Genomic DNA, 23,732 nt, shown 5'->3' with positions numbered 1-23,732 from the left:
TTATCCATATGGGTCACAGAGTTTAATGTCATTATTTAATCATCAAGTTCTGCAAGTAGCCTTACCGCTACCATTAAGAAAACTCTTCGATTATCTATATATAGCACCAACTGACATTATAGATATCAGCAATAAACCTCAGCAAGGTCAAAGAGTTATCGTTCCATTTGGGCGTCAAACTCTGGTTGGGACAGTGATAAACATTACCGATAAATCGGAATATCCAATAGAAAAACTGAAACCAATTATTGCGTTAATAGAAAATGAGACAAGTTTCACTTCAGAGCAATTAAATCTATTACTTTGGGCGGCAGAATATTACAAACATCCAATTGGTGAAGTCTTTTCAGCGGCGTTACCCGGTGTTTTGCGTGAAAATAAAACCATTGGTCAACTTGCACCGCAAAGATTGACACTCAGTCAAAAACACAATGTAGATAAAAAAATACCTAAAAATGCCAAGCAATTACATAAGTTATTATCACTATTATCGGAGCAGTCTTATACCCGCTCTGAATTAACCAACAAAGACATGAAATCTACCTCAATAAAACGTTTTGTTGATGAAGGCTGGGCAAATTGGAAAACCTCGTCCATTTATATTAAACCTGTAACGGCGGACGATATTACCGGGCAACTTTCACTTAATACCGAACAAGCAATTGCGGTTTCCGCGATTAACAGTTCAAGCAATAATAACAACCTACCCAGATGCTTTTTACTCGATGGTGTCACCGGCAGTGGAAAAACTGAAGTTTATTTACAAGCCATCGAACACATCCTATTAAAGCAGCAACAGGTACTTGTTTGTGTGCCAGAAATTGGGTTAACACCACAGACCATTAGTCGCTTTAAACAAAGATTTAACCTAGATGTCGAACTTTGGCATTCTGGTATGACGGATAAACAAAGATTTAATACTTGGTATAAGGCACGCAGTGGCCAAGCAAAAATAGTCATCGCCACTCGTTCTGGGGTATTTTTACCGTTTGCCAGTTTGGGCATGATAGTTATAGATGAAGAACATGATGCATCATTTAAGCAACAGGAAGGCTTTAAATACCATTGCCGTTCATTAGCCCTTTATCGTGCTAAAGTGGCAAATATCCCGGTTATATTAGGCTCTGCAACCCCCAGTTTGGAAACGTTACAGAATGCATTAGTGGGTAAGTTTCATCACTTAGAGTTAAAAAGTCGAGCAGCTGGTAGCCAACTGCCAGCAATGAAATTATTAGACCTAAATCAATGCCGTGTTGACTCTGGTATAGGTGAACCTTTACTTGAAAAAGTAAAGTCCTGCTTAGCTGCGGGTCAACAAGTTATGTTGTTTATTAATCGCAGAGGGTTTGCTCCCGTTCTTATGTGTGAAGAGTGCCGTTGGTTAACAGAATGCAGCCGATGTAGTAGCTATACTACATTTCATAAAAGTAAAAATCAGCTCATCTGTCACCATTGTGGTGATCAACAACCAACGATTCATCAGTGTAAAGGTTGTGGCTCGACTCGTTTATCCACTGTCGGTGTTGGTACCGAACAGCTTCATTTAGCTTTGCAAGACGCAATACCTGATTATCCAGTGATTAGATTAGACAGAGATAGCACAAGCAAAAAGGGCGAGTTTGAAGCAATACTCGAACAAATCAATCAAGGTAATCCTTCCATTGTTGTAGGTACTCAAATGGTTGCTAAAGGGCATCATTTTCCAAATGTTAGCTTAGTAGGTGTTGTTGATGTTGATGGCTCCTTGTTTAGTAGCGACTTTAGAGCTCCAGAAAAACTTGCCCAATTAATTGTTCAGGTCAGTGGACGAGCCGGTAGAGGAAGTATAAAAGGTGAAGTATGGTTACAAACTAAATTTCCAGAACATCCGGTGATCCAAGATCTCATCAATAATAAATATTCAGACTTTGCTAGCTTTGCATTAACTGAGCGTGAAATGTTAAATCTTCCTCCATACTCACATCAAGCTTTGATAAGAGCTGAGGCGACTAATGAAAACTACGCGAGCCAATGGCTACAGTCTATCAGTCCTCACCTTAGTCAGTTTGCTGATTTATTAGTATTAGGACCGAGCCCAGCCCCTATGATGAAAAAAGCTGGGAAATACCGTCATATGCTGACTATTCAATGCAAATCTAGACCTTATCTACATAAAGTCGTCGATTGGTTAATTGAAAACTTGGATAGTGTGCAAAAGGATAATAGAATCCGCTGGTCAATTGACATCGATCCCTTGGATTTGAGTTAACGTATAAAACAATTAAGGTTCTCTACCCCAATATGAAAAATAAAGATTATGTAAGTCAAAATAAAAATAAGAAACAACCAAGACGAACAACCAAAACCAAAGAGAAAAAACCGTTCCCTGTGCTAAAGCTTGCAATTATCGTGTTAGCGGTTTCTGGTTTTGGTTATTTTTTATCCCAATTAAGTGACCAACCCACTATTGATACAGTTGACCAAAAACAACCTATTGAAAAGAAAAGCAAACAATCGGTGCCACCCCCACCTGATGACGAAGAGTGGCAATTTATTGAAGAGTTAGAAAATAAACAAGTAAAAGTCAGCACAGAAGAATTAGAAGCAAAAGGTCCCTTTATTGTACGTTGTACTACAGTACGTTCAAGAGATAGAGCGGAAGCCCTTAAAGCTAAAATTGCTTTTGCTGGTTTCGAGTCTGAAGTTAAAGAGTATCAAGGCACATCAGGGATTTGGTACCGAGTAGATCTTGGGCCATACGAGAAAAAAAGAACAGCTGAAAAGACACGCCACGAATTAAAACGTAATAATATTCACGGTTGTGTATTTAGATAGATCAAATTAGGTTAAAACAGTTTAAAACTAACTATTCTTGTCACGTTTTAAACTGTTTTAACAATTGATTTAGTCCTGTTACCAATTGCCCCAGTGAGTTTGACGCTTGTCTGGTTTCGTCACTGGTTTGTCTAACTTGTTCAACAGAGCCACTAATATCATCTATATCAGCACGGATCTGAGAGACATCACTTTGACTGGCTTTGCCAAAGTCGGCTAATTGATTATTTTCATCACTTAACCTAATCACGGTAGATTTAATTTCATTTAGCGATTGAACCGTAACTTCTGCCGCATTTACCGCTTCGTTCGCTTTACTCTTATTCGTTTCCATTGACTCTACCGTTAACGAAATTGCACTAACAATTTCAGCTAAAATAGAATTAATTTCATAAGTAGACGCATGAGTGCGGGAAGCCAACGTTCGAACTTCACCGGCAACAACAGCAAAGCCTCTGCCCGTTTCACCAGCTCTCGCAGCTTCTATCGCCGCATTAAGTGCTAATAAATTCGTTTGTTCAGCGATCTCTGCAATCGTTTTAACCACAGAACTAACTTTATCGCCTGAGTGTTTCAAACTTAATAACATGTCTGAGGAAATATCGATATCGGTAGAAAGCTCGGCAATAATGTCAGCGGTTTGTTGAATGTCTGATGACCCTTGCTCCACTTGCTCTGCCCCTAAACGTGCTTGTTCAGACGCAGACAGCGAACGATTAGCACCATCACCAATGCTATGTTCCAATTGAGACAGGCTATTAAGCATAGTTACCATAGTGGCTGATAACTTTCTTATTTGCTCGTCTGACAAACCCGCACTGTGATTTAACAGCTCAATTGATTGGTATAACACGTCGGCAGAATTGCTAATCTCACCATTTACTTTACGAAATGCTCTTAATAATTGGTTAACACTATTCGCTGTGATATTGATCTCATCACCACTATTTATGCTGACGTCTTTACTTAAATCATGATCATCAACAATATAATCAAGTTGAGATGACAAGGATTTCACAGGTTTGACAATTGTATTTTTAGCTAATAACAGTGCCAGTAATGTAATCACAAAGATAATTATGATGCTCAAAATTAACCAAGTCAGCATATTGTCGATATTAACAGTGACATGATTCACTTTTTCATTTGCCTGATTAGACACTGACGATTCTGCTTGATTTAGTATTGATTCAACTTTTAAAGATTGAGTTTGTAACTTTGTTAACAAATCTCTGGCCACATCCCAATCAACAGAATCAGCCGTCATTTGATTTTTAAGCTCTGTGAGAAGTGCAGATAATTCCGTTAATTTGATATTAGGCTTATTTAGATGTTGGCTTACTTTTGGTAAAGCCGCAGCCAAGCGTTTCAATTCGCTATCGACCTCTGAACTAAACTCATCCGCCGTTAACGTGTAACCATATAAACCATATGCCGCGATTGATAATTTACTTAAACTCGAAATGGCCTGATTAGCAGACTGTAAGGTAGGTAATGTGTCAGTAACAAATTGATCGCTAATGGATTTAATCGTGATTAACTTCGAAAACAAGGTGCTCGTGGTTAAACCTAAAACAATTAAAATTGATAAATAACCGATAACCACTTTTTTACTAATTGAATTTAACAAAGGCAACCCTTTTGTAATAACGTGTTTAACTTACGCTTATGAAGAACGGATATAAGGAAAAGAACTTTCATAACACCTATATTTAATATCGGCATACTGTCACTTTTATTGAATTAAAACCGACCATATTTATTAATAATAGATAACTATTAAAAACTCGGGCTTGAATTCATAGAAAAAAACATTACATAGACGTTAATCTAGGTTTTTAGGAGTGGACAATGACCACTATAGTCTCAGTTCGTCGCGGTAACAATGTTGTATTAGGTGGAGATGGTCAAGTATCACTTGGCAACACAGTAATGAAAGGCAATGCCGTAAAAGTTAGACGTTTATATCGCAATAAAGTGATTGCTGGTTTTGCCGGTGGAACCGCCGACGCTTTTACTTTATTTGAAAAATTTGAAGCTAAATTAGAGATGCACCAGGGTCATTTAACCAAAGCTGCGGTAGAATTAGCAAAAGATTGGCGTACCGACAAAATGTTAAGAAAGCTAGAAGCATTATTAGCCGTAGCAGATGAAACCGCTTCGCTCATTATTTCTGGTAATGGTGATGTAATACAGCCAGAAAATGATTTAATCGCCATTGGTTCTGGTGGACCTTACGCCCAAGCTTCCGCTACCGCTTTGTTAGAAAACACAGAATTATCAGCCCGAGACATTGTAGAAAAAAGTTTAAACATTGCAGGCAATATTTGTGTTTACACTAATACCAATTTAACCATCGAAGAATTATAGAATTTTTAAAAGGTAATCAAATGTCAGCAATGACCCCAAGAGAAATTGTTCACGAATTAGATCAGCATATCATTGGTCAAAATGATGCCAAACGAGCTGTCGCAATCGCCCTTAGAAATAGATGGCGTCGTATGCAACTTGAAGCTGAATTACGTGCTGAAGTCACACCAAAAAACATCTTAATGATTGGCCCAACAGGTGTGGGTAAAACGGAAATAGCACGCAGATTGGCTAAATTGGCCAATGCTCCTTTTATCAAAGTAGAAGCGACCAAATTTACCGAAGTAGGTTATGTTGGTAAAGAAGTTGAGTCCATCATCAGGGATTTAACTGAGATATCCATTAAGATAACCCGCGAAGCGGCAATGGAAAAGAACAAACACCGAGCTGAAGAAGCTGCAGAAGAGCGTATATTAGATGCTTTATTACCTAAACCTAGAGATACCTATGGCCAAGTAATTGAGTCTGATGAACCTGAAAGCAATACCCGTCAAGTATTACGTAAACGTTTACGTCAAGGGGAATTAGACGACAAAGAAGTTGAAATTGACGTTGCACAAAAAGAAATTGGTGTTGAAATCATGGCACCTCCAGGCATGGAAGAAATGACATCACAATTACAAGGTATGTTCCAAAACTTATCTGGTGATAAAACTAAACCTCGTAAATTAAAAGTCAAAGTTGCACTTAAAATGCTAATCGACGAAGAATCGGCAAAATTAGTCAACAATGATGATTTAAAAGAAAAAGCGTTAGAAGCCGTTGAACAAAACGGTATCGTTTTTATCGATGAAATCGATAAAATTTGTAAACGTGAAGGCGCCAATAGCGCAGATGTTTCTCGTGAAGGTGTACAACGTGATTTATTGCCGTTAGTTGAAGGCAGTACGGTATCAACTAAATACGGTATGGTAAAAACGGATCATATGTTATTCATCGCATCCGGTGCATTCCAAATGAGCAAACCATCAGACTTAATTCCTGAGTTACAAGGCCGTCTACCTATTCGTGTTGAATTGAGTGCATTAACGCCAGAAGACTTTGAACGAATTTTAACTGAACCCAATGCATCGTTAACGGAGCAATACATTGCTTTATTAGCAACAGAAGGTTTGGCCATTGAGTTCACAGAAGATGGAATTAAAGAGATTGCTCAGGTAGCATTTAAAGTAAATGAGCGTAATGAAAACATTGGAGCCAGACGTTTACATACTGTTCTAGAACGACTAATGGAAGAGATTTCATTCACAGCTTCAGAAAGCAGTGGTAACTCAGTCATCATTGATCAGAGCTTTGTAAAAGCAAACCTAGATGAAATTGCCGAAGATGAAGATTTGAGTAAATTTATTCTTTAACGATAGGTTTGTATAAACGTATTGATTAATAAATAAAAAAGCCCGTTTATGACTTAGCATCAACGGGCTTTTTGATGTAATAACTTTACGCTTAACTAGCTGTTTTATAACGTTCTATCTCTTGATGTAAAATAGCAGCTTGTTTCGCTATGTCTCGGCTAGCATCTGCATTGATAGCAGCACGTTCTTGTGAGTCACTCGCAATATCACGAATTTTAATAACATGTTTACTCATTTCTGTCGCTACCATATCTTGCTCTTGTAGTGATGCTGAAATTTGGCTATTCATGCCAACCACTTCATCTACATGGCTTGCAATCCGGCCTAACGACTCACCCGCACTTTGTGCTTGTTCAGAACATTCAATACCATTTTTATAACATTGATTAACCACATCAACGATGGTTTGAGTACTTGATTGCAATGAGGAAATAATCGTTTCAATCTCACTAGTAGATTCTTGAGTTCGCATAGCTAAACTTCGTACTTCATCTGCAACCACCGCAAAACCTCGACCTTGCTCTCCAGCACGAGCTGCCTCAATCGCAGCATTTAGCGCTAACAAATTAGTTTGTTCAGCAATTCCGCGAATCGCATCAGATACGGTTCCAATTAATTGGCTGTCTTTTTCTAATTTCTCTATTTGAGTTAAAGCATTTTTTAACTGATTAGCTAACTCACTAATATTGGCAACGGTTTGTCCAACCTCTTTAGCACCAGCCTGAGCCATCTCACCCGTTTTATTCGCAGTCGCTGTGGCAAGTTGTGTATTCTGACTAATATCCGCAACCGTTGCTTGCATCTCTGCACCAGAGGTAGCAACCATATCACTCTCACTAAACTGCAACTCCATACCCTCTAGCGTATTTTGTGTGTTGGAGGCTAATTCATCAGTAGAATTATCTAAGGTGTTAAGTGCCGTATTAACGTTCATTATTAAGTTTCTGAAATCGGCAACTAATGAGTTCACATCGGTGGATAACTCAACAAGCTCATCTTTACCTTTTGACTTAACCAACCAAGTTAAATCATTGTTTCTACGTATATGTGAAATTGCATTTCTGACCGCTAAAATTGGCATTAATATGCTACGACTCGTTGTGTAGACAATGAATAAAGTGAAAATCATGGCAACAATGAAAACGATTGTGGCATTACGAATGGTTGAATCCACTCTTTCTGCTAACTCAACTTCCAAACTATTGATTATTGAGTCTAATGAAGATTCCGTTTGATGAATGGTTGCCCTTAACTTACCTAATGCGCCTGACTTAGCGTCCAGTCCAATATCGGTTTCAGCTTTAGCAAGCTGCTTAAACTTGGACTCGTAAATTGCTAAGTAACTCTGAATATTACTCAATTCACTCGCTGGCATAGACTCCAGGATTAGTTGTTGCCTAAATGTTTGCATTCCAGCATCAAACTTATCTAGGTATTTTACATCTCTACGCAACATAAAATCTTTTTCTGCGCGTCTCAATTGCAACATGTAAGTTAATAATTTGTAAGAATTACTATTTTTTAACTCTTCTTCTGCTTCATGCACCGAACTTCTTAACTCACCATAAAGTCCCGTGGTCGGAGTTAAACCAATTTGTACTTGCAGTGCACTAACCGTATCAAATTGAATGGCATAATCTTTGACTGACTTAGCGAAGTTGCTTAACTCTGGAACTTCAAAATTCAACTCATCCGCTATCAGTTGTAAATCCACCGTATTTTTTTGCAGTTTTTTTACCGTACTTTGAAATTCTTTTACGTACTTCATGTCTTTTCGGGCTAAAAAGTCCTTTTCATGTTTTCGTAACGTCAGCACCTGCGCTTCCAACTTTTCAACTTTAGCTAAGGATAAACCGAGTGTATTTAGGACATTTGAGTTCACTAACATCATGCCAAATAAAATTGATAGAGCAATTGCTACAACAATAGCATTAGCAAACAAACGATTTTTGATCGTCAAATTTGTTAAAATTTTCATTTTTTATCCTACTTATTTAAAAGGAAAACTCACTTTCCACTGCAATATACACGACGGTAAAGATGTATATAGTTATCGGCCGCCAAGTTAGATTTGTGACTCTTTTTTTATCTTGTTAATTTACATAAAGTTATAGTTACCTATCACTAAGCGTAATAGAAAATTTAGTATTTACAAAAAATGATCCTAGCAAAACCAGATAAATTGGACCTTGCATGTTTTGTTCTTGCTTATTTTTACTGATAAATTGTAAATTTTGCTTATTTAACGTATAAAACTGGATGATAAATAATCAACGTTGTTCATCATGAAAGTAACCTTTTACGGAGTCAGAGGCTCCATCCCCACACCCGGACCTGATACTGCAAGATACGGGGGTAATACGCCCTGTGTTGTATTACAAAGCGATAGTGGACAAAAGCTAATTTTAGATGCTGGCACAGGTTTGCGACTTGCCAGTAAAGAATTTGAAAACTATAACGACACCATCCACATCTTATTAAGCCATCACCATTGGGACCATTTACAGGGATTTCCTTTTTTCACGCCTATTTTTAAAAAAGGAGTAAACATAACGATTTACCCTGGAAGTACGACTCTAAATCATGATACTGCGATTTTAGATCAGATGAGTAAAAGTTATTTCCCAGTAAAATTTCATCAGCTTCCGTCGACCATTACATTAAAGAAAACCAACTTTTCTGTCGATGAAGGTATTGAGGTAGGTGACTTTATAATTCAAGCCATGGATATGAATCACCCTGATGGTGGCTCAGCTTATCGGATAAAGTGTGATAATCAAATCTTAGTTTATGCGACAGATCATGAACTTGTAGCCCCAGAGAGTCATCATTTTCGCACTGTACAACAATGGGCCGGGTTTTGCGCTAATGCCGACTTATTAATACATGATGCCCAATATTTAGATCATGAAATGACACAAAAATTCGGTTGGGGACATTCCTCTATATCAGAGACATTAAATTTAGCCCATAATGCAAATGTTAAAATGTTATCTTTGTTTAGTCATGACCCTTTAAGAACAGACGAAGAAATTGATGATTTAACTGCTAAAATATTAAAAACTGACCCTGACTTCAGTTTCTTTTTTGCTAAAGAAGGTCAAAGTTTAATTTTAAGAGAATAATGCCCTTTTTATATACCAAGCGTACACCAAAGGAACGAAAACAAAAATGAGCCGGATTTTCACATTTTTAATAAGTTTGTTGTTGATACTAAGTTTTACAACTTATGCCAAGGTTATGCCCTATCCAGACGTTATAAAACAGCTTAATGCCTTATTAACCAACAAACAGTATGCACAAGCATTCCAATTGTCGGATGAATATACCTTTGAATATGGTGGTTTGCCTGAGTTCGACTTATTAAGTGGTTTTTCAGCTTACGGACATAAACAATACCAAGAGGCTGTATTTGCATTTGAACGAGTAGTAATCGAAGTGCCTAACTCTTATTTAGCACGATTTTATCTGGCTCAAACCTACCAAAAATTAGATAACCTGCAAGCGGCTGTGGCTGAATTAAACCGTTTACTCAAAAGACCCCTATTAGATAATCAGCGCGACAGTGCAACTAAATTATTAAATCGAATTAATAAAATTATTATTAATAAAAATAAAACGTGGGGCCATTTTATATCTGGCATGATGGCATTTGACGACAACATTAATAGCGGCACCGCAGAAGAGCAAATATTCATTCCCAATTTAGGCGAAATTCAATTATTTGATAACTCTCGACAAACGCGCGACCTAACATATTCATTTAATTACAAAGCAAACTATCAACACCCTATTAGCCAAAATCAATGGTTAAAAGTCAACATTGGTGCAAATTACGTAGATTATTTAGAGTTTAATGAATACCAAAGACACATGGTTAATTTTGACTTAGCTTATGCACAAAAATCTAAAGTGGGTACATTATCAGTATCCGGCTTCGCTCGTCCTTTATGGTTAAATGGTACGCATTACCGAACCGAAGCTGGTGCAAGCTCTAATTGGCAAAGTGAATTATCTAAAAGTAGTGGCATCATGTCTAGCCTCAGCTATTCAGTAATCAGCAACGAATTAAATTCTGCACTAGACTTATCTCGTACTAAGTTATCCGTTTCATACCTTTTAAAATCAAGCCAAGTTCACACGATAATGGCTCATTGGCAACAGGATGTTAGTGATGATTCGCGTTATGTGTTTAATGATAAAGATGTAATTGGCGCAATGTACCAATTAACTTGGCCAATTACAGATTCCGTCATTAGTAATAATTCGTTTATGGTTGAACAGCATACCTATAAAGGTGTTCATCCGTTATTTTTGCAAGAGCGTGATGAGACAATGTCGATGTTTTCATCACAGTTAATGTTTAATTCCACAGATAGATTGAACTTAAAACTGCATTTAAATGTGCAGAATAAAAGCAGTAACATAAAATTGTATAGTTATGACCGAGTTGAGCTTGGTGCTAGCTGGCAATATGAGCTGTAGGGAAGTTTATGAATATTTATAAGATAGTACTAGTCATCAGCCTTGTCACTGCAAACAGTGTTAATGCACAAACAACCGCAGGAAAAACACTTATTTCTAAAGGTAAAGTAAGTGCCATCGCCAATGATAAAACCAGGGCGCTTAAACGACGTTCCATCATTTATGACAACGATGTGGTTACCACAGGTAAAAAAAGTAAAGCACAACTTCGTATGGCTGATGGAGGCATGATTGCCCTCAAAGAAAGTACCGAGCTACTCATTTCCGATTACCGCTTTTCTGATGACAACGGAAGAGGTTCTGTTGTTATGGAACTGGTCAAAGGTGGTTTGCGCTCAGTAACAGGTGCAATAAAAGCTGAAAACGGTGATTACAACCTAAAAACACCTACGGGCAGTATCGGCATTCGAGGCACCCATTATGAAATTGAATTAATTAATGGTGATATGTTTCTTGCTGTTTGGGACGGTGCTATAGATGTCACTGTTGATACTGGTGGTAGTGAAAGCACAGTTTCTTTTGGTGATGGAGAAGATTATTCATTTGGCGTTGTGAGTGAAGAAGGTGAAGTGACTCAATTATTAGAAGCTCCTGAAAACTTTAATGAAGGGCATAGTACAGACGATAGTGAAGAGGAGGATGAAGAGTCTGAATCAAATAATTCAGAATCAACCGACGATGAAGGTGATTCGGAAGACGGTGAAAGCTCGGATGAAAATAACGATGAAGGCAATGAAGAAAATTCAGAAGAGAGTAACGATGAAGCGACTGATGAAAATCTAGAAGACTCCTCTGAATCTGATGAAAATAGCCAAATTGCGACAGATGCTGATTCGTCTGACACCTCAAATTCAGAAGACAATGATGATTCAGAAGGGTCTTTGATTGCCGTAGATACAAACGACACTAGTACTCTTGAAGAACCTGAAAATGTAGCAGAAGATGTAGCAATATCTGAACAAACGGAGCTCGTTACCAGCACCATATCTGAAGAATTCCAACAAATTGAAGATAACGCACCAACAACGGTAGAAGATGACTTTAATTCAATTGATACCTCAACAACTGAGGAATTATTATCACAACGCAGTGGCAGCTTTGATTACAACAATGTAGAAAGTTTCTCAGTGACGTCTAGCGCCGGTGCAATTTCAAATTTCAATATGAATATGAACATTAACTTTGATAATGGCACGATCCCTACTGGTCAAATATCTTTTGATGATGAAGGTGGAGAATGGTTTGCGGCCTTCAGTGGGATTATTTCAGTTGATCAATTAAATTTAGATATAAGTTTCGCTTCACATGGTAATAACCTCGCTGATGGGGATATTAACGCATCGTTTTTTGACGGTTTAAACTCTGTTGTTGGAGAGTTTGATTTCCATGAAATACACAACCCCAATAATAAAGTGAATGGCAGCTTCTTGCTTAAGTAGTAAATATTATGAAATTAGCCAAATATCAAATTAGTAAGATAAACAAAACGTTAATTTTGTTTATGAGCATATTACTTACCACGGCCTGTGGTAAGTTCAACTCAGAGGCTGAACAATCAACGCCTGACACAGATCAAATCTCTGACAACGTCATAGATGCATCCAAAGCGACATTAGTACAGCAAAAGGTTGCTCACAAAGTGGCTGGGGTTGTATACCAAACTAATTCCGTTGCAACAGCGAGTGTTTTTAATGCTACGGGCGGATTTAACTACCCTTCAGCAGCGACGGAATTCTCAGGCAACATATCGGTTTCTCTAGATGTAGCCGATGAACAAGGTATCAAACAAGTATTGATTGGCTTTGTTGGCTCTGATATGACATTAACAGTTTGTGAGATCGATTGTGGAACGGAATTTTCTGCATTTGTAAACGGCATTAATCCTAAGTTGTTTGCCTTGTCTAGTGGTGAACAAACAATAACATTATGGGTTGAAGATAATGACGGCAACTTATCCCAAGTAAATAACCTAAATATCAATTGGCGTGAATTAGTTATAACAGGTGTTTCAGCAACGTTAAATCCAGATAGTGAGGAGTTATCAATTAGTTGGAGTCCGTTAACAACGGCTTTACGTTATAATGTTTACGTTAGTAATGATGTCGCTCTAACCGGTCAAAATTATATTGACCTCTCCGGTGGTGAAGCGAAATTAGCATTGACGGAAACCTCTACCGTTTTTACACAAAAAACAGTCACTGCTGACTATTACATATTAGTTACTGGAATCGATGGTAGTGGAGAAAGTGCATTTAGCGACAAATTAATTTTAATTAATGGCAACAAATCGGTTGTGCCTATTGCCGCCGCAGATACGTTTTCGACTGATGAAGACCAAATTTTAAGCAATAACTTATTACTTAATGACAGCGCTGAAGGTGATATTATTGTTGCGATTACCACCCCCGTCACTTTGCCAACAGATGGTACGGTTACCATTACTGAAAATGGCGATTTTACTTACACTCCAAATGAAAACTTTAATGGAACTGATCAATTTAGTTACAGCATCATAAACTCTCATGGCTTAACCAGTAGCAACAACGTCACTATTACAATAAACGCAGTAAATGACTTACCTTCAGCAATCAATGACACTTTTGTGATTGAAGCCGACACATTAACAATCACTTCGCCAGGTGTGTTAACCAACGATACGGATATAGATAATGATCCGCTAACCGTTATAACCGAGTTACTACAACAACCTAAATTTGGTGAAGTGACCATCAACGCTGATGGCAGCTTTGAGTATAAAAAAGGAGTTAACTTTACCAGTTATGATAACTTTACATACTCTATTTCCGATGGTTCTGATTCCTCACAATCTGCAACGGTAACCATAACAAGCCCAGAATTTAATGGGTATCCACCGGTAACAATAAACGATTCGTATGAAACTAATGAAGATGCACAACTAATTGTATCTGAAGATAAAGGCATTTTAATCAACGACTTTGATGAAGATAATGCAACGGACGAATTAACGTTAAGTGTAACAACAGAACCCAATAATGGCGCTTTAGTCATTGCCGACGACGGCAGTTTCACTTACCAACCCAATCCAAATTATTTTGGTAACGACCAGTTTAGCTATAGCCTGACCGATGATAACAACAATTCCGCAACTGCGATTGTTACTATAAATGTAATCGCTCAAAACGATGCTCCTACGCCATTAAACGATAGTTATATAGTCCAAGCGAATAGCCCAAATGATTTGCCGCCCTTTTTTGGAATTTTAGCCAATGATAAGGATGTAGATAATGATGAGATTTCTGTTGTACTTGACTCAGTTTCTGAGCCAACGTCAGGCTCTTTAGTCGTATTAGAAGACGGTAGTTTTAGTTATACCCCCAATTCAGAGTTTATCGGAACGGATAGTTTTACTTATAAAATTACAGACGGTAAGTTAAATAGTGTTGATGCCACTGTACAACTATTTGTCAGTGAAGTTATCGCAACGACCGATGATCTAAGTCCAATTACGATCAGTATTTCTGAACTCACGAATGGATTTGATACTCTTTATGAAATCAATGACATTAACGCAGAACACGGCGAAATAACGATTGATGGTGATACCATCACCTATACTCCTGCAAAAGGTTTCGGTGGCTTTGACACAATAACTATTGTGTATTTAATCGATGATGAAGAATATACGGTTTCATTTTATCTTCAGGTTAATTTAACTAATGTTGCACCGACTATCACGTCTTTAGCGCCTATAACAGCGAAGCATAATACACTCTATTCATACCCCCCAACCGCATCCGATCCTAACAACACTCAATCAGAGTTAACATGGACGCTAACCAATGCGCCTGTTGGAATGAGTATATCTGAGGTTGGTAAAATAACTTGGATACCGACAACCGATATTTCTACCTCCGGATTAATTACGTTAAGCGTTTCTGATCTTGACTCGACAACCGATCAACAATTTGAAATAACGGTTAGCGCACAAGACACAGATAACGACGGTCAACCAAATGAAGTTGACACTGACGACGATAACGACGGTATCTTAGATAACATTGACAGCCATCCGTTAGTTGCTGAATTTACAGACGGCGACACACATTTAGGCTTTTCCAATAAAGGCATGATATCTAATGGAATGTTAGATAATGTTCAATCGTTAGCTATTCATCCTAATGGTCGTTATGCATATATAGGCTCAAATAACGGTCTTATGATTGCCGACTTAAATGACGATGGTTCAGTAACGGGTACTTATAACCAACTCACAACAACCCAACTAGGTAACCGTAATTCGACTCAAGGGAATTATATAAAATTTGCTGATGACGGTAATTTATACTGGGCATCAATCATTGAATTAAATGGTGAAGCAACCTTTGGCATAAGAGTCTTTAATGTTGACCCTATTACGGGGGAGGCAAAATTATCTCAAACTATGCCGCTTATGTTAAAAGCGGATGCGGCTGCTGAATCGAATCAGCCTGAAATATTTGAGTTTTCACCTAACGGTCAATTCTTATATACAACGGTTCATTATAGTTCTGCTGGAAACTACTTATTAATTTACAAAATTGATCAAACCAATGGTCACCTTAGTTATGCCGGAGAATTTGATTTAAACCCATTTGGGTATCCAGATTACGAGCATAACTTTGCTATTTCTTCAGACAGCAAATTTATTTATTACGCCCATGATGACTCTAAAATTGCAATATTAAAAACGGATACCGACACCGGTTTAGTCGTTTCTACAACAGTACAATCTTTAGCGGATAGTATTCCTTACAGCATCGCAATCAAAGCATCGTCATCCAACCAAATGTACGTCGCCCATCTCGGTGTGCTCAAAGTCATGTCTATTAATGGGAGTGATGGCAGGTTATCTGAGGATCACTCAATAAATTATGGCACTGATATAACCAATGCTTATGTCATGTCCATCAACGATGATGAGTCTAAGTTAATAGTTATTGATGAAGATGAAAGTCGTAAGTATCAATTAAGCCAATTTTCTTTGGGTAACAATATAGAGCTGATTGGACAAACCACGATAGACAGCATTACCTTGGATGTTCGTTTTAACCCACAAAACAATTACATTTATTGGAGCAACTGGTCAAAAGAATCAATACTTTACAGTACATCGTTGCCTTTAATTACAAATGAATTAAACCAAAATGAATTCGGCAATCAAGGAGCTAGGATTTCATCAAACAGCCTTTCATCTCAATTTAGCTTGCTTGGTTTAAACGATAGTTCAAATTACAAAAGAATCAGAGATAACGGACACGGTTACTTAGAGCACACTGAATTGTGGCCAGAAGATACTGAACAATTAACATCTTATTTCCGTGGCTCAATATTAGTTGATGAACATACGGCGATGTTGTTCGGTGACAAAATGTACAATACCGAAGGGGGTTATACCGGAACCCCTTATGCGGGTACAGAAGTGTTGGTCAATAAATTATTAGATGACGACACTGTAGAGTCAACACGTTATACACTAGGTACTGGCTCAACCACCTATCGAGTAATTTATGTTAAAAGCCTTGATAATAATAAAATATTATCTTTTGAGATTAGCGATAACCATTCAAATGACTCAAGTTTAGGTGGGTCTCCTTACGGCTTAACTATATACAATATCGAAGATGATTATAGCTTAACTGTCTATGCCGCTATTCCAGCTTACGGGTTTCTAGATATTCGTAATATGGATGCACGATTAGACGATGATACACTGGCATTAGGTACAAGTGTGTACCAAATTACTAATGGTATTGGCGATTATATTCGCAGTACGGACAGCAGTTTTTACAATTCTGATAATTTTTGGTCAGAGACAATTGATGTCACCTTATTTACTGATTCAAAAACCGTTAAATCATTTATCTCCCCTTCAATAACGCCAGAATTCTCGATTAACGCTGGTGAACATGAGTCACTTTTAAAGATTGATGATAAACGGTTTGCTCTACTTTCAAACGCTGAAGCTGGTTTTGTTTCAATTGAAGTTTATCAAGTGACTAACGAAGGTGACTTTATTCCTTTAGCTCACTCTAAGTTACCATTACAAACACAAAGCACAGAGAAAGTTAAATTCAATTACGATCTCAGTTCTTACACGTTATGGTTAACTATTGCTTCTGGTTACGATGAAACCTTCAAATTAACCTTTGGACCTGTCATTGACTCTGACAATGATGGTTATTTTGATAACAATGATGTTTTCCCTGCCGATCCATCAGAATGGAGTGATTACGATCGTGATGGCGTTGGTGACAATAGCGACGATGACTTAGACAATGATGGTATACACAACGATTCAGATGCGTTTCCATATGATTATACTGAATCCGCCGATACGGACTCTGATGGTGTTGGTGATAACAAAGATGCTTTCCCTAATGACAATACAGAACAACAAGATAGTGATTTAGATGGTATAGGCGATAACTCAGATGCGTTCCCTTATGATGCAACTGAAAGTGAAGACTCAGACTCGGATGGTGTTGGTGATAATGCCGATGTGTTCCCTAACGATAATTCTGAGCACTCAGATAGTGATTTAGATGGTGTTGGTGACAATAGTGATGCGTATCCGTTTGATAATACACAAAGCACCTTCGTAGAGTTAAACTCTTACGTAGAAGTGAGTGATTTCAGTATTAGTTCGGCCTATACGCAAAGCACATCCAGTTGGTTCGCTCAGTCTGAATATTATACCGCCGGAGGGTCTGCATTAAGATCTGGTGCAATATCTAAAGACCAGTTTTCAATATTAAAAACAACTATTGATGCTGGTTCTGAAGGAGCGTCCTTGTCTTTTGACTGGAAAGTTTCCACCCAAGAATACAACGCCCAACTGGCTTTATATGTAGATGCACAACATTGGAATGCCATTACCGGTGAGCATGATTGGCATAATCAAACCATTGAGTTGTCGCCAGGTACCCATGAAATTGAATGGCATTACATTAAATATGACAGCGTAGACTCCAACTACGATGACGCTGGATTTATAGATAATGTTGTTTTGTCTGAAAATCAAAAGCTGGCCAATATTAATTGGGATGATCCTAATTTAGGCCAATGTATTATGGACAACCATAGCTTTACAAATGCTAATGTTAACGATGTGCATTATATTTCGTGCGCTGGTACATTTGAAACCTTAACTGACCTTGTTAGGTTCCCTAATCTTAATCAAGTCAATTTTACTGAAACAACGGTTAACGATTGGACCGCCCTAGTTGCGTTAGATTTGTTTAATTTTAGCTTGCATGGTAATACTAATTTTGACGACTTTAGCTTATTACAAAATCACAGTAATCTATCAACACTCACCTTATACGGAGTCAATCTTGCCTCTTGGGACTTCTTATATGACTTTGATTTAAGTTACCTAAATTTAGATGACAGTAACTTTACTGATTTAAATTTAGTCACGCATATGTCCAAGTTGGACACTCTCCTGTTAACCAACAATAACATTAGTGACTGGTTAGTTTTAAGCCAACTTGATTTACAATATTTATCTGTTTCTAACACTGATTTTAGTGATGTAAGTTTAGTTACACAAATGACTAACTTAACAGGGTTAAATGTTAATTATGTAAACTTAGACCCGACTAATTGGGCGTTAATCACCAACCTTGAAACTTTATGGTCATTACAAGCGAGTGGAAGCAATATTTCATCGTTAGAAGGGTTAACTAATCTAAGCTCTTTAGCATTAGATCACACTTACGTTTATGACTTTACTCCACTTAAAAATTTACAATTAGGCTACTTTACGGCCAATAACACCACTTTTGATGACTTTGATAACTTAGCTGGAAGTCAAAATACCTTACATCAATTGAACATCAGCTATACCAATATAACTGAGCTTACACCGATATATTCATTTACAAATTTAAGTTATTTACACGCCAACGTTCCTAGTTTTGGAACTATTGAAAATGGAATATTGTTTGATTTGTACAACAATGGCATGACCATCTATGAAGCGCCGGATAACAACGCAAACGGTATTTTTGACTTTTTGGAAGATATAGACGGCGATGGTGAATTCAACGATATTGATTCTGATGATGATGGCGATGGCGTATTAGATATAAATGATGCCTATCCAAATGAAGTTGATGTTCATGAATTAATTGATTTAGCAGACGCAGTTGAATACTCTGAAAGCATAGTTACATCAGGATTTACCGATGGCTTTGCCCGTTGGTTTGAACAAAATGATAATTTCACTACTGGTAATTCAGCACTTCAATCCGGTTCAGTCAGAAATAATAACCGCTCTATTTTAACAACTGATATTGTTGCTGGGGATGATGGTGCTACGCTTTCATTTGACTGGAAAATAAACTCTGACAATAGCAATGGCTCACTACAACTATATGTGGATGGAAGCCAGGTGGCGCAAATAAACGGAAATAAACTTTGGCAACAAATGTCATATTTATTGTCAGCGGGTTCACATGTTATTGAATGGCATTTTCAAAATTGGCAAGGCGAAAATAATTCAGGTTTTATTGATAATATTAGTGTTGATCAACTTATAATTAATGATAGTCCTCAAATCACTAGTTCTGCGCCAACTAATGCCACTGAGGATATTTTATATACCTACAGCCCCACCGTTGTTGATTTAGACGATGTTAATAATGGCTCAGATTTAATCTGGACTTTAACCGATGAACCCGCGGGCATGGTTATATCTTCTACTGGCGAAGTTACTTGGACGCCACTCGAAGGAGTTTATACCTCAGGCTTAGTCACCCTGACAGTTTCGGATGGAGGTGAAGATAATTCTATACCTTATTCAGAAACTTTTACTGTAACAGTGACTAGCGTGAACGATGCTCCTGAATTCACGAGCTCAAATAACATTACGTTAGATGAAAATAGTAAATCAGGCTCATTAGTTTATTCACCTGTCATAATCGATCCAGATACAGGCCAGAGCCATACATTCAGTTTATTTGATTCAAGTGGTGCGTTCACAATAGACACACAAAATGGATTAGTTTTTGTCGCAAATGAAAGCCTGTTAAATTTTGAAACAACACCAAACTTTACCTTTGAAATCGTAGTAACCGATGAGGATGGACTTTGGGATACTCACTCAATATCTCTTACTTTAAATGACATAAATGACAGCCCATCTATCTCAAGTTCCGCACCAGCCAGTGCAACCGAAGACCTGATTTATACTTATACCCCCTCTGTAATTGATGAAGACGATGCCAACAATGGCTCTGATTTATATTGGAGTTTAGATAATGCCCCTATTGGTATGACAATATCAGCTACTGGTGTAGTTTCTTGGACACCCGTTGAAGGTGAATATACCTCAGGTATTGTGACTATCACTGTAGAAGATGGTGGTGAGGATGGATCTGGGCCTTTCTCAGAACAATTCACGATAACTGTAACTGCAGTTAACGATCCACCTACCTTTACTAGCAGTAACAACATTGCATTTGATGAAAATAGCAAACCTGGCGCAATTGTATTTACGGCAGTAATCGAAGACCCAGATATTGGTCAAAGTCATACTTTTAGTTTAAACGATCCTAGCGGTACTTTTGCGATTAATTCAGCTAGCGGGGAAGTGTTTCTTGTTGATAACAGCCTGTTAAACTTCGAAACTAACTCTACCATTAATTTTGACATCACAGTCACTGATGAGAACGGGCTAACAACTACACAATCGGTTACTCTTACAGTAAACGATATTATTGAAAATACACAATTTGTCTTAGACAGTTCCTTTGCTGATGGTGGTATTACTAACATTAATACTTATGGCGACAACTCCAGTAGTGATTATTTAGCCGATGCTGCGATCGACGACAACGGCAGTAACTTCATGTTGTTGAACTCGTTTGCACTAAGCAGTGGAAAAAGTTTTATTGTCATAGCAAAAACTAATAGCAACGGTGCATACGACACTGATTTTGGTCACAATGGCATTAAGTTTATCGATTTTGAAAACCTTCACGACAATAATATTATAGATCAAAATGGTGAGTCTTTATTTGAAGACCAAAGCTTGATAGCCGCTATGACGGGTACCAAAGTCATTCCTGTTACTACCATTGGTGCCAATGATTATGGAAAGATTTATGTCACTGGAAGTCAAGACAATGGTTCCGAATTGTTACCATTTGTCATACGTTTAAACTCTGATGGCAGTTTAGACAACACCTTTAGCACTGACGGAAAATATGAACGCACAATAACGGGTGATGACACCATCGCTCTGGATCTTCTTTTGCATTCTGATGGCTACCTATACCTAGCGAGTAACAGCGCCAATACAACTGCCGCTGGTTCGAAAACCCTAAAAATAGATAAGTTAGATGTAAATGGCGATCCCGTTGTAGACAGCAATAGCAACCCTATTAGTGGCGGAATCGACCTTGCTGCACAAGGATACGATGAACAACTTATTGGTTTAGTTGAAAATTCTAGTGGCACGCTTGTAGTTCTAGGTTATTTAGAAGGTGGAAATGGTGTTTCCACGTTAGTTGCCGAGATAGATAAAGAAAGCTTAACTGGTGCTGGCAAACTGCCAGTTATCAATGACATTGCTTTCGATATTGGCCCGAATGATTATTTATATAGCTACCATCAAATAAATAGCTCTACCTTAATAGTTGCAGGCGCTACAGATGTTAACTCAGAGCTTGATAGCTTATTAGTTAAAATTAATATCGATAATATCGACCCTAACTCTCCTTCGAGTATTTTTGATACATCATTTAACACAACAGGATATTTAGTAACGAACTTTGTCAGCGGCTCTGAAGAGCAAGTAATAGATGTAACTACTGATATTGATGGTAACATTAGCTATTTAGTTCGCACCATTCGCACCATCAATAGCACGCCTTATTATGATTTATTAGTTTCTCAAGTAGAGGTAACAGGTAGCAATAACAACATCACTACATCACTTGAAGATATAGACTTTGCCACGATGACTGAGTTGAGTAATGTTGGAGATTTTGAAGCTGATCGGGTTAATGGTCGCCTAATAACCGACAATAATAATCAACTGCGGGTATTTAATTCAGTTGAGTCAACCGCAGACAACCTACAAGGTGAACTCATTAACCGTTATAGCCTATTATCGGGTGCAACTATTAACGAAACAAAAGACTATGAATTTGGTATATCTCACGATATCAACTTTGAAACAATATACCTATTAGCCCATAGTAACGGTTTATTATATAGCCAAAAAACTCGCCACGACTTCAATGCTGCCGATGGTTATGCCTTTTACGCTCATGATATTAATAGCGGCCAGCTTGCTACAAATTTAGGCGTCAATGCTAATAAAAGTTATTTACAAAATGACGGCAATTATAACGAGTGCTTAAATACTCTACCTATTGGTCTGTTTGAACTGGCTGACAACTCGATTTTAGAGTTGTCTCTTCAAGATTATGACGGTTGCACCAATAGCAATTTAGTCATAAATAAACTATCTACTGACGGCACCTCTAAGACCGGATATCCGATCATCGTAACCTTGTCGTCGGACGCCATATCGTTTAATAGCTACAGCTACAATGAAAACCAAAATAAAATAGCCTTTATTGCCAAAGTGGGAACAGAAATAAATACACCTACATTATTTATTTACGATATCGACAGCGAAACCATTTCAAATACACTAGCTCTAGACTCCAGCAATATAGGCACCGATAGCTATAGTGACATTTATTCTACCTATTTAAATGACATTAAATTATTAGACAACGGAACCGTATTCATACTTGGTTCAAAATACGATCCAGAAACCACTTCGGAAACAGGAATGTTAGTTAAGCTCGACTTTACTCCTGATAATATTAATGTACCTGCAGGTTCAGGTACATATGCAGTGGATACTAACTTTGATAACGACCAAACTGATGCAGACGATTTAGTTGAGTTTGCAATTACCGATTTCGAAGTACTGGTACCCAGTAACCTAGAGGTTTTAAGCGATGGCAGTTTAGTTGTTGCAACTATGGCATATGATTATAATTACCAGTTATATCCATTGCCAGCATCAAGTTATTTACTTAAATTTATAGATAAAGGCGGCTATTTCGAACTAGATACTGCGTTTACCGACGCGACTGACGAAAGTACCACGACTAATAACTTAGATGGCGCAATTAACATTGGCTTTAGTAGCGACACTGAGACAACAATTAGAGATATGATAGTTGATAAGTCAGACAATATTTATTTAGTTGGCAGTACGACCCCTTATGATCCAATTAGTCAATACGAATATAACAACTTTGGATTTATAGCAAAACTAAACGGCATAACGGGCGAAATGGCAGCTGAATTTAATAACCAAATTACGCCTGGATACTTCATTCCTGCAGGTGCTGAAAACTGCAACAATTTCTATTCAATTATTGATAAAAATACCATTTGTAACATCGAATCGTTTGATAACATTATAATTACTCCTGACAACACCTTTATCTTAGAGGCATTAGCAGAAGGTAACCAAGGGGTAGTGAATGTATTCTATATAAAATTTATTGAGCAACAAAATGATCTCTTGCCATTAACCAGCTATGGTGACGACTTTAGCTTTACCTTGCTAGGTCAGGGTCTAGATTAATAGTGGCGGTACGTAATAACCAAATGTATTACTGTTGTTATAGTAGATTTTGATCCAGCGCATAA

Annotated in this window: 10 protein-coding genes; 8 read left to right on the top strand and 2 right to left on the bottom strand. The window is 37.7% G+C overall.

The features are described from left to right. Window positions 1–25 precede the first annotated feature (25 nt). Both priA and RT723_RS11520 read left to right on the top strand, forming a co-directional pair. Window positions 26–2,248, top strand: a complete 2,223-nt coding sequence (gene priA, locus RT723_RS11525; RefSeq protein WP_315947241.1) for a primosomal protein N' — start codon at window positions 26–28, stop codon at window positions 2,246–2,248. A gap of 32 nt (window positions 2,249–2,280) precedes the next feature. Next, window positions 2,281–2,814 carry an SPOR domain-containing protein gene (locus RT723_RS11520; RefSeq protein ID WP_315947239.1) on the top strand — a complete coding sequence of 178 codons (534 nt, stop codon included), beginning with the start codon at window positions 2,281–2,283 and terminating at the stop codon, window positions 2,812–2,814. A 40-nt stretch (window positions 2,815–2,854) separates the two neighbouring features. Here RT723_RS11520 and RT723_RS11515 read toward each other — a convergent pair whose 3' ends face one another. Further along, complete coding sequence (locus RT723_RS11515) at window positions 2,855–4,444, bottom strand: methyl-accepting chemotaxis protein (RefSeq protein ID WP_315947237.1); 1,590 nt, start codon at window positions 4,442–4,444, stop codon at window positions 2,855–2,857. A 221-nt stretch (window positions 4,445–4,665) separates the two neighbouring features. On the opposite strand from RT723_RS11515, the gene hslV reads away from it, so the two are divergent. Continuing rightward, a complete protein-coding gene (gene hslV, locus RT723_RS11510) occupies window positions 4,666–5,184 on the top strand; it encodes an ATP-dependent protease subunit HslV (RefSeq protein ID WP_216053960.1) in 519 nt (172 codons plus the stop codon). A gap of 20 nt (window positions 5,185–5,204) precedes the next feature. After that, the gene (gene hslU, locus RT723_RS11505) at window positions 5,205–6,539 is read left to right on the top strand and encodes an ATP-dependent protease ATPase subunit HslU (RefSeq protein ID WP_216053959.1); all 1,335 of its coding nucleotides are present in this window, start codon (window positions 5,205–5,207) and stop codon (window positions 6,537–6,539) included. 91 nt (window positions 6,540–6,630) lie between these two features. Here hslU and RT723_RS11500 read toward each other — a convergent pair whose 3' ends face one another. After that, entirely contained in the window at window positions 6,631–8,517 is a 1,887-nt protein-coding gene (locus RT723_RS11500) for a methyl-accepting chemotaxis protein (protein ID WP_315947235.1), read from the bottom strand. A 307-nt stretch (window positions 8,518–8,824) separates the two neighbouring features. Between RT723_RS11500 and RT723_RS11495 the strand changes: the two genes are divergently transcribed. Genes RT723_RS11495 through RT723_RS11480 form a run of 4 tightly spaced genes read left to right on the top strand, consistent with a single transcriptional unit; the run spans window position 8,825 to window position 23,667 of the window. Then, window positions 8,825–9,664, top strand: coding sequence for an MBL fold metallo-hydrolase (locus RT723_RS11495; RefSeq protein ID WP_315947234.1), 840 nt, complete (start codon window positions 8,825–8,827; stop codon window positions 9,662–9,664). Between the two features lie 46 nt (window positions 9,665–9,710). Continuing rightward, window positions 9,711–11,024 carry a tetratricopeptide repeat protein gene (locus RT723_RS11490; protein WP_315947233.1) on the top strand — a complete coding sequence of 438 codons (1,314 nt, stop codon included), beginning with the start codon at window positions 9,711–9,713 and terminating at the stop codon, window positions 11,022–11,024. Between the two features lie 8 nt (window positions 11,025–11,032). Beyond that, complete coding sequence (locus RT723_RS11485) at window positions 11,033–12,463, top strand: FecR family protein (RefSeq protein WP_315947232.1); 1,431 nt, start codon at window positions 11,033–11,035, stop codon at window positions 12,461–12,463. An 8-nt stretch (window positions 12,464–12,471) separates the two neighbouring features. Next, window positions 12,472–23,667, top strand: coding sequence for a tandem-95 repeat protein (locus tag RT723_RS11480; protein ID WP_315947231.1), 11,196 nt, complete (start codon window positions 12,472–12,474; stop codon window positions 23,665–23,667). The last annotated feature ends 65 nt before the right edge of the window (window positions 23,668–23,732 follow it).

It is taken from the genome of Psychrosphaera aquimarina (assembly GCF_032461525.1).
GTDB classification, from domain to species: Bacteria; Pseudomonadota; Gammaproteobacteria; order Enterobacterales; family Alteromonadaceae; genus Psychrosphaera; species Psychrosphaera aquimarina.
The sequence above is the reverse complement of the archived record's forward strand: the minus strand, read 5'-3'. Positions and strand labels throughout refer to the sequence as shown.

Coding starts and splice junctions, on each gene's coding strand:
- RT723_RS11495 (WP_315947234.1), top strand. CDS start 8,825: ATGAAAGTAACCTTTTACGGAGTCAGAGGCTCCATCCCCACACCCGGA.
- RT723_RS11500 (WP_315947235.1), bottom strand. CDS start 8,517: ATGAAAATTTTAACAAATTTGACGATCAAAAATCGTTTGTTTGCTAAT.
- RT723_RS11480 (WP_315947231.1), top strand. CDS start 12,472: ATGAAATTAGCCAAATATCAAATTAGTAAGATAAACAAAACGTTAATT.
- RT723_RS11490 (WP_315947233.1), top strand. CDS start 9,711: ATGAGCCGGATTTTCACATTTTTAATAAGTTTGTTGTTGATACTAAGT.
- RT723_RS11485 (WP_315947232.1), top strand. CDS start 11,033: ATGAATATTTATAAGATAGTACTAGTCATCAGCCTTGTCACTGCAAAC.
- priA (WP_315947241.1), top strand. CDS start 26: ATGTCATTATTTAATCATCAAGTTCTGCAAGTAGCCTTACCGCTACCA.
- RT723_RS11520 (WP_315947239.1), top strand. CDS start 2,281: ATGAAAAATAAAGATTATGTAAGTCAAAATAAAAATAAGAAACAACCA.
- hslU (WP_216053959.1), top strand. CDS start 5,205: ATGTCAGCAATGACCCCAAGAGAAATTGTTCACGAATTAGATCAGCAT.
- hslV (WP_216053960.1), top strand. CDS start 4,666: ATGACCACTATAGTCTCAGTTCGTCGCGGTAACAATGTTGTATTAGGT.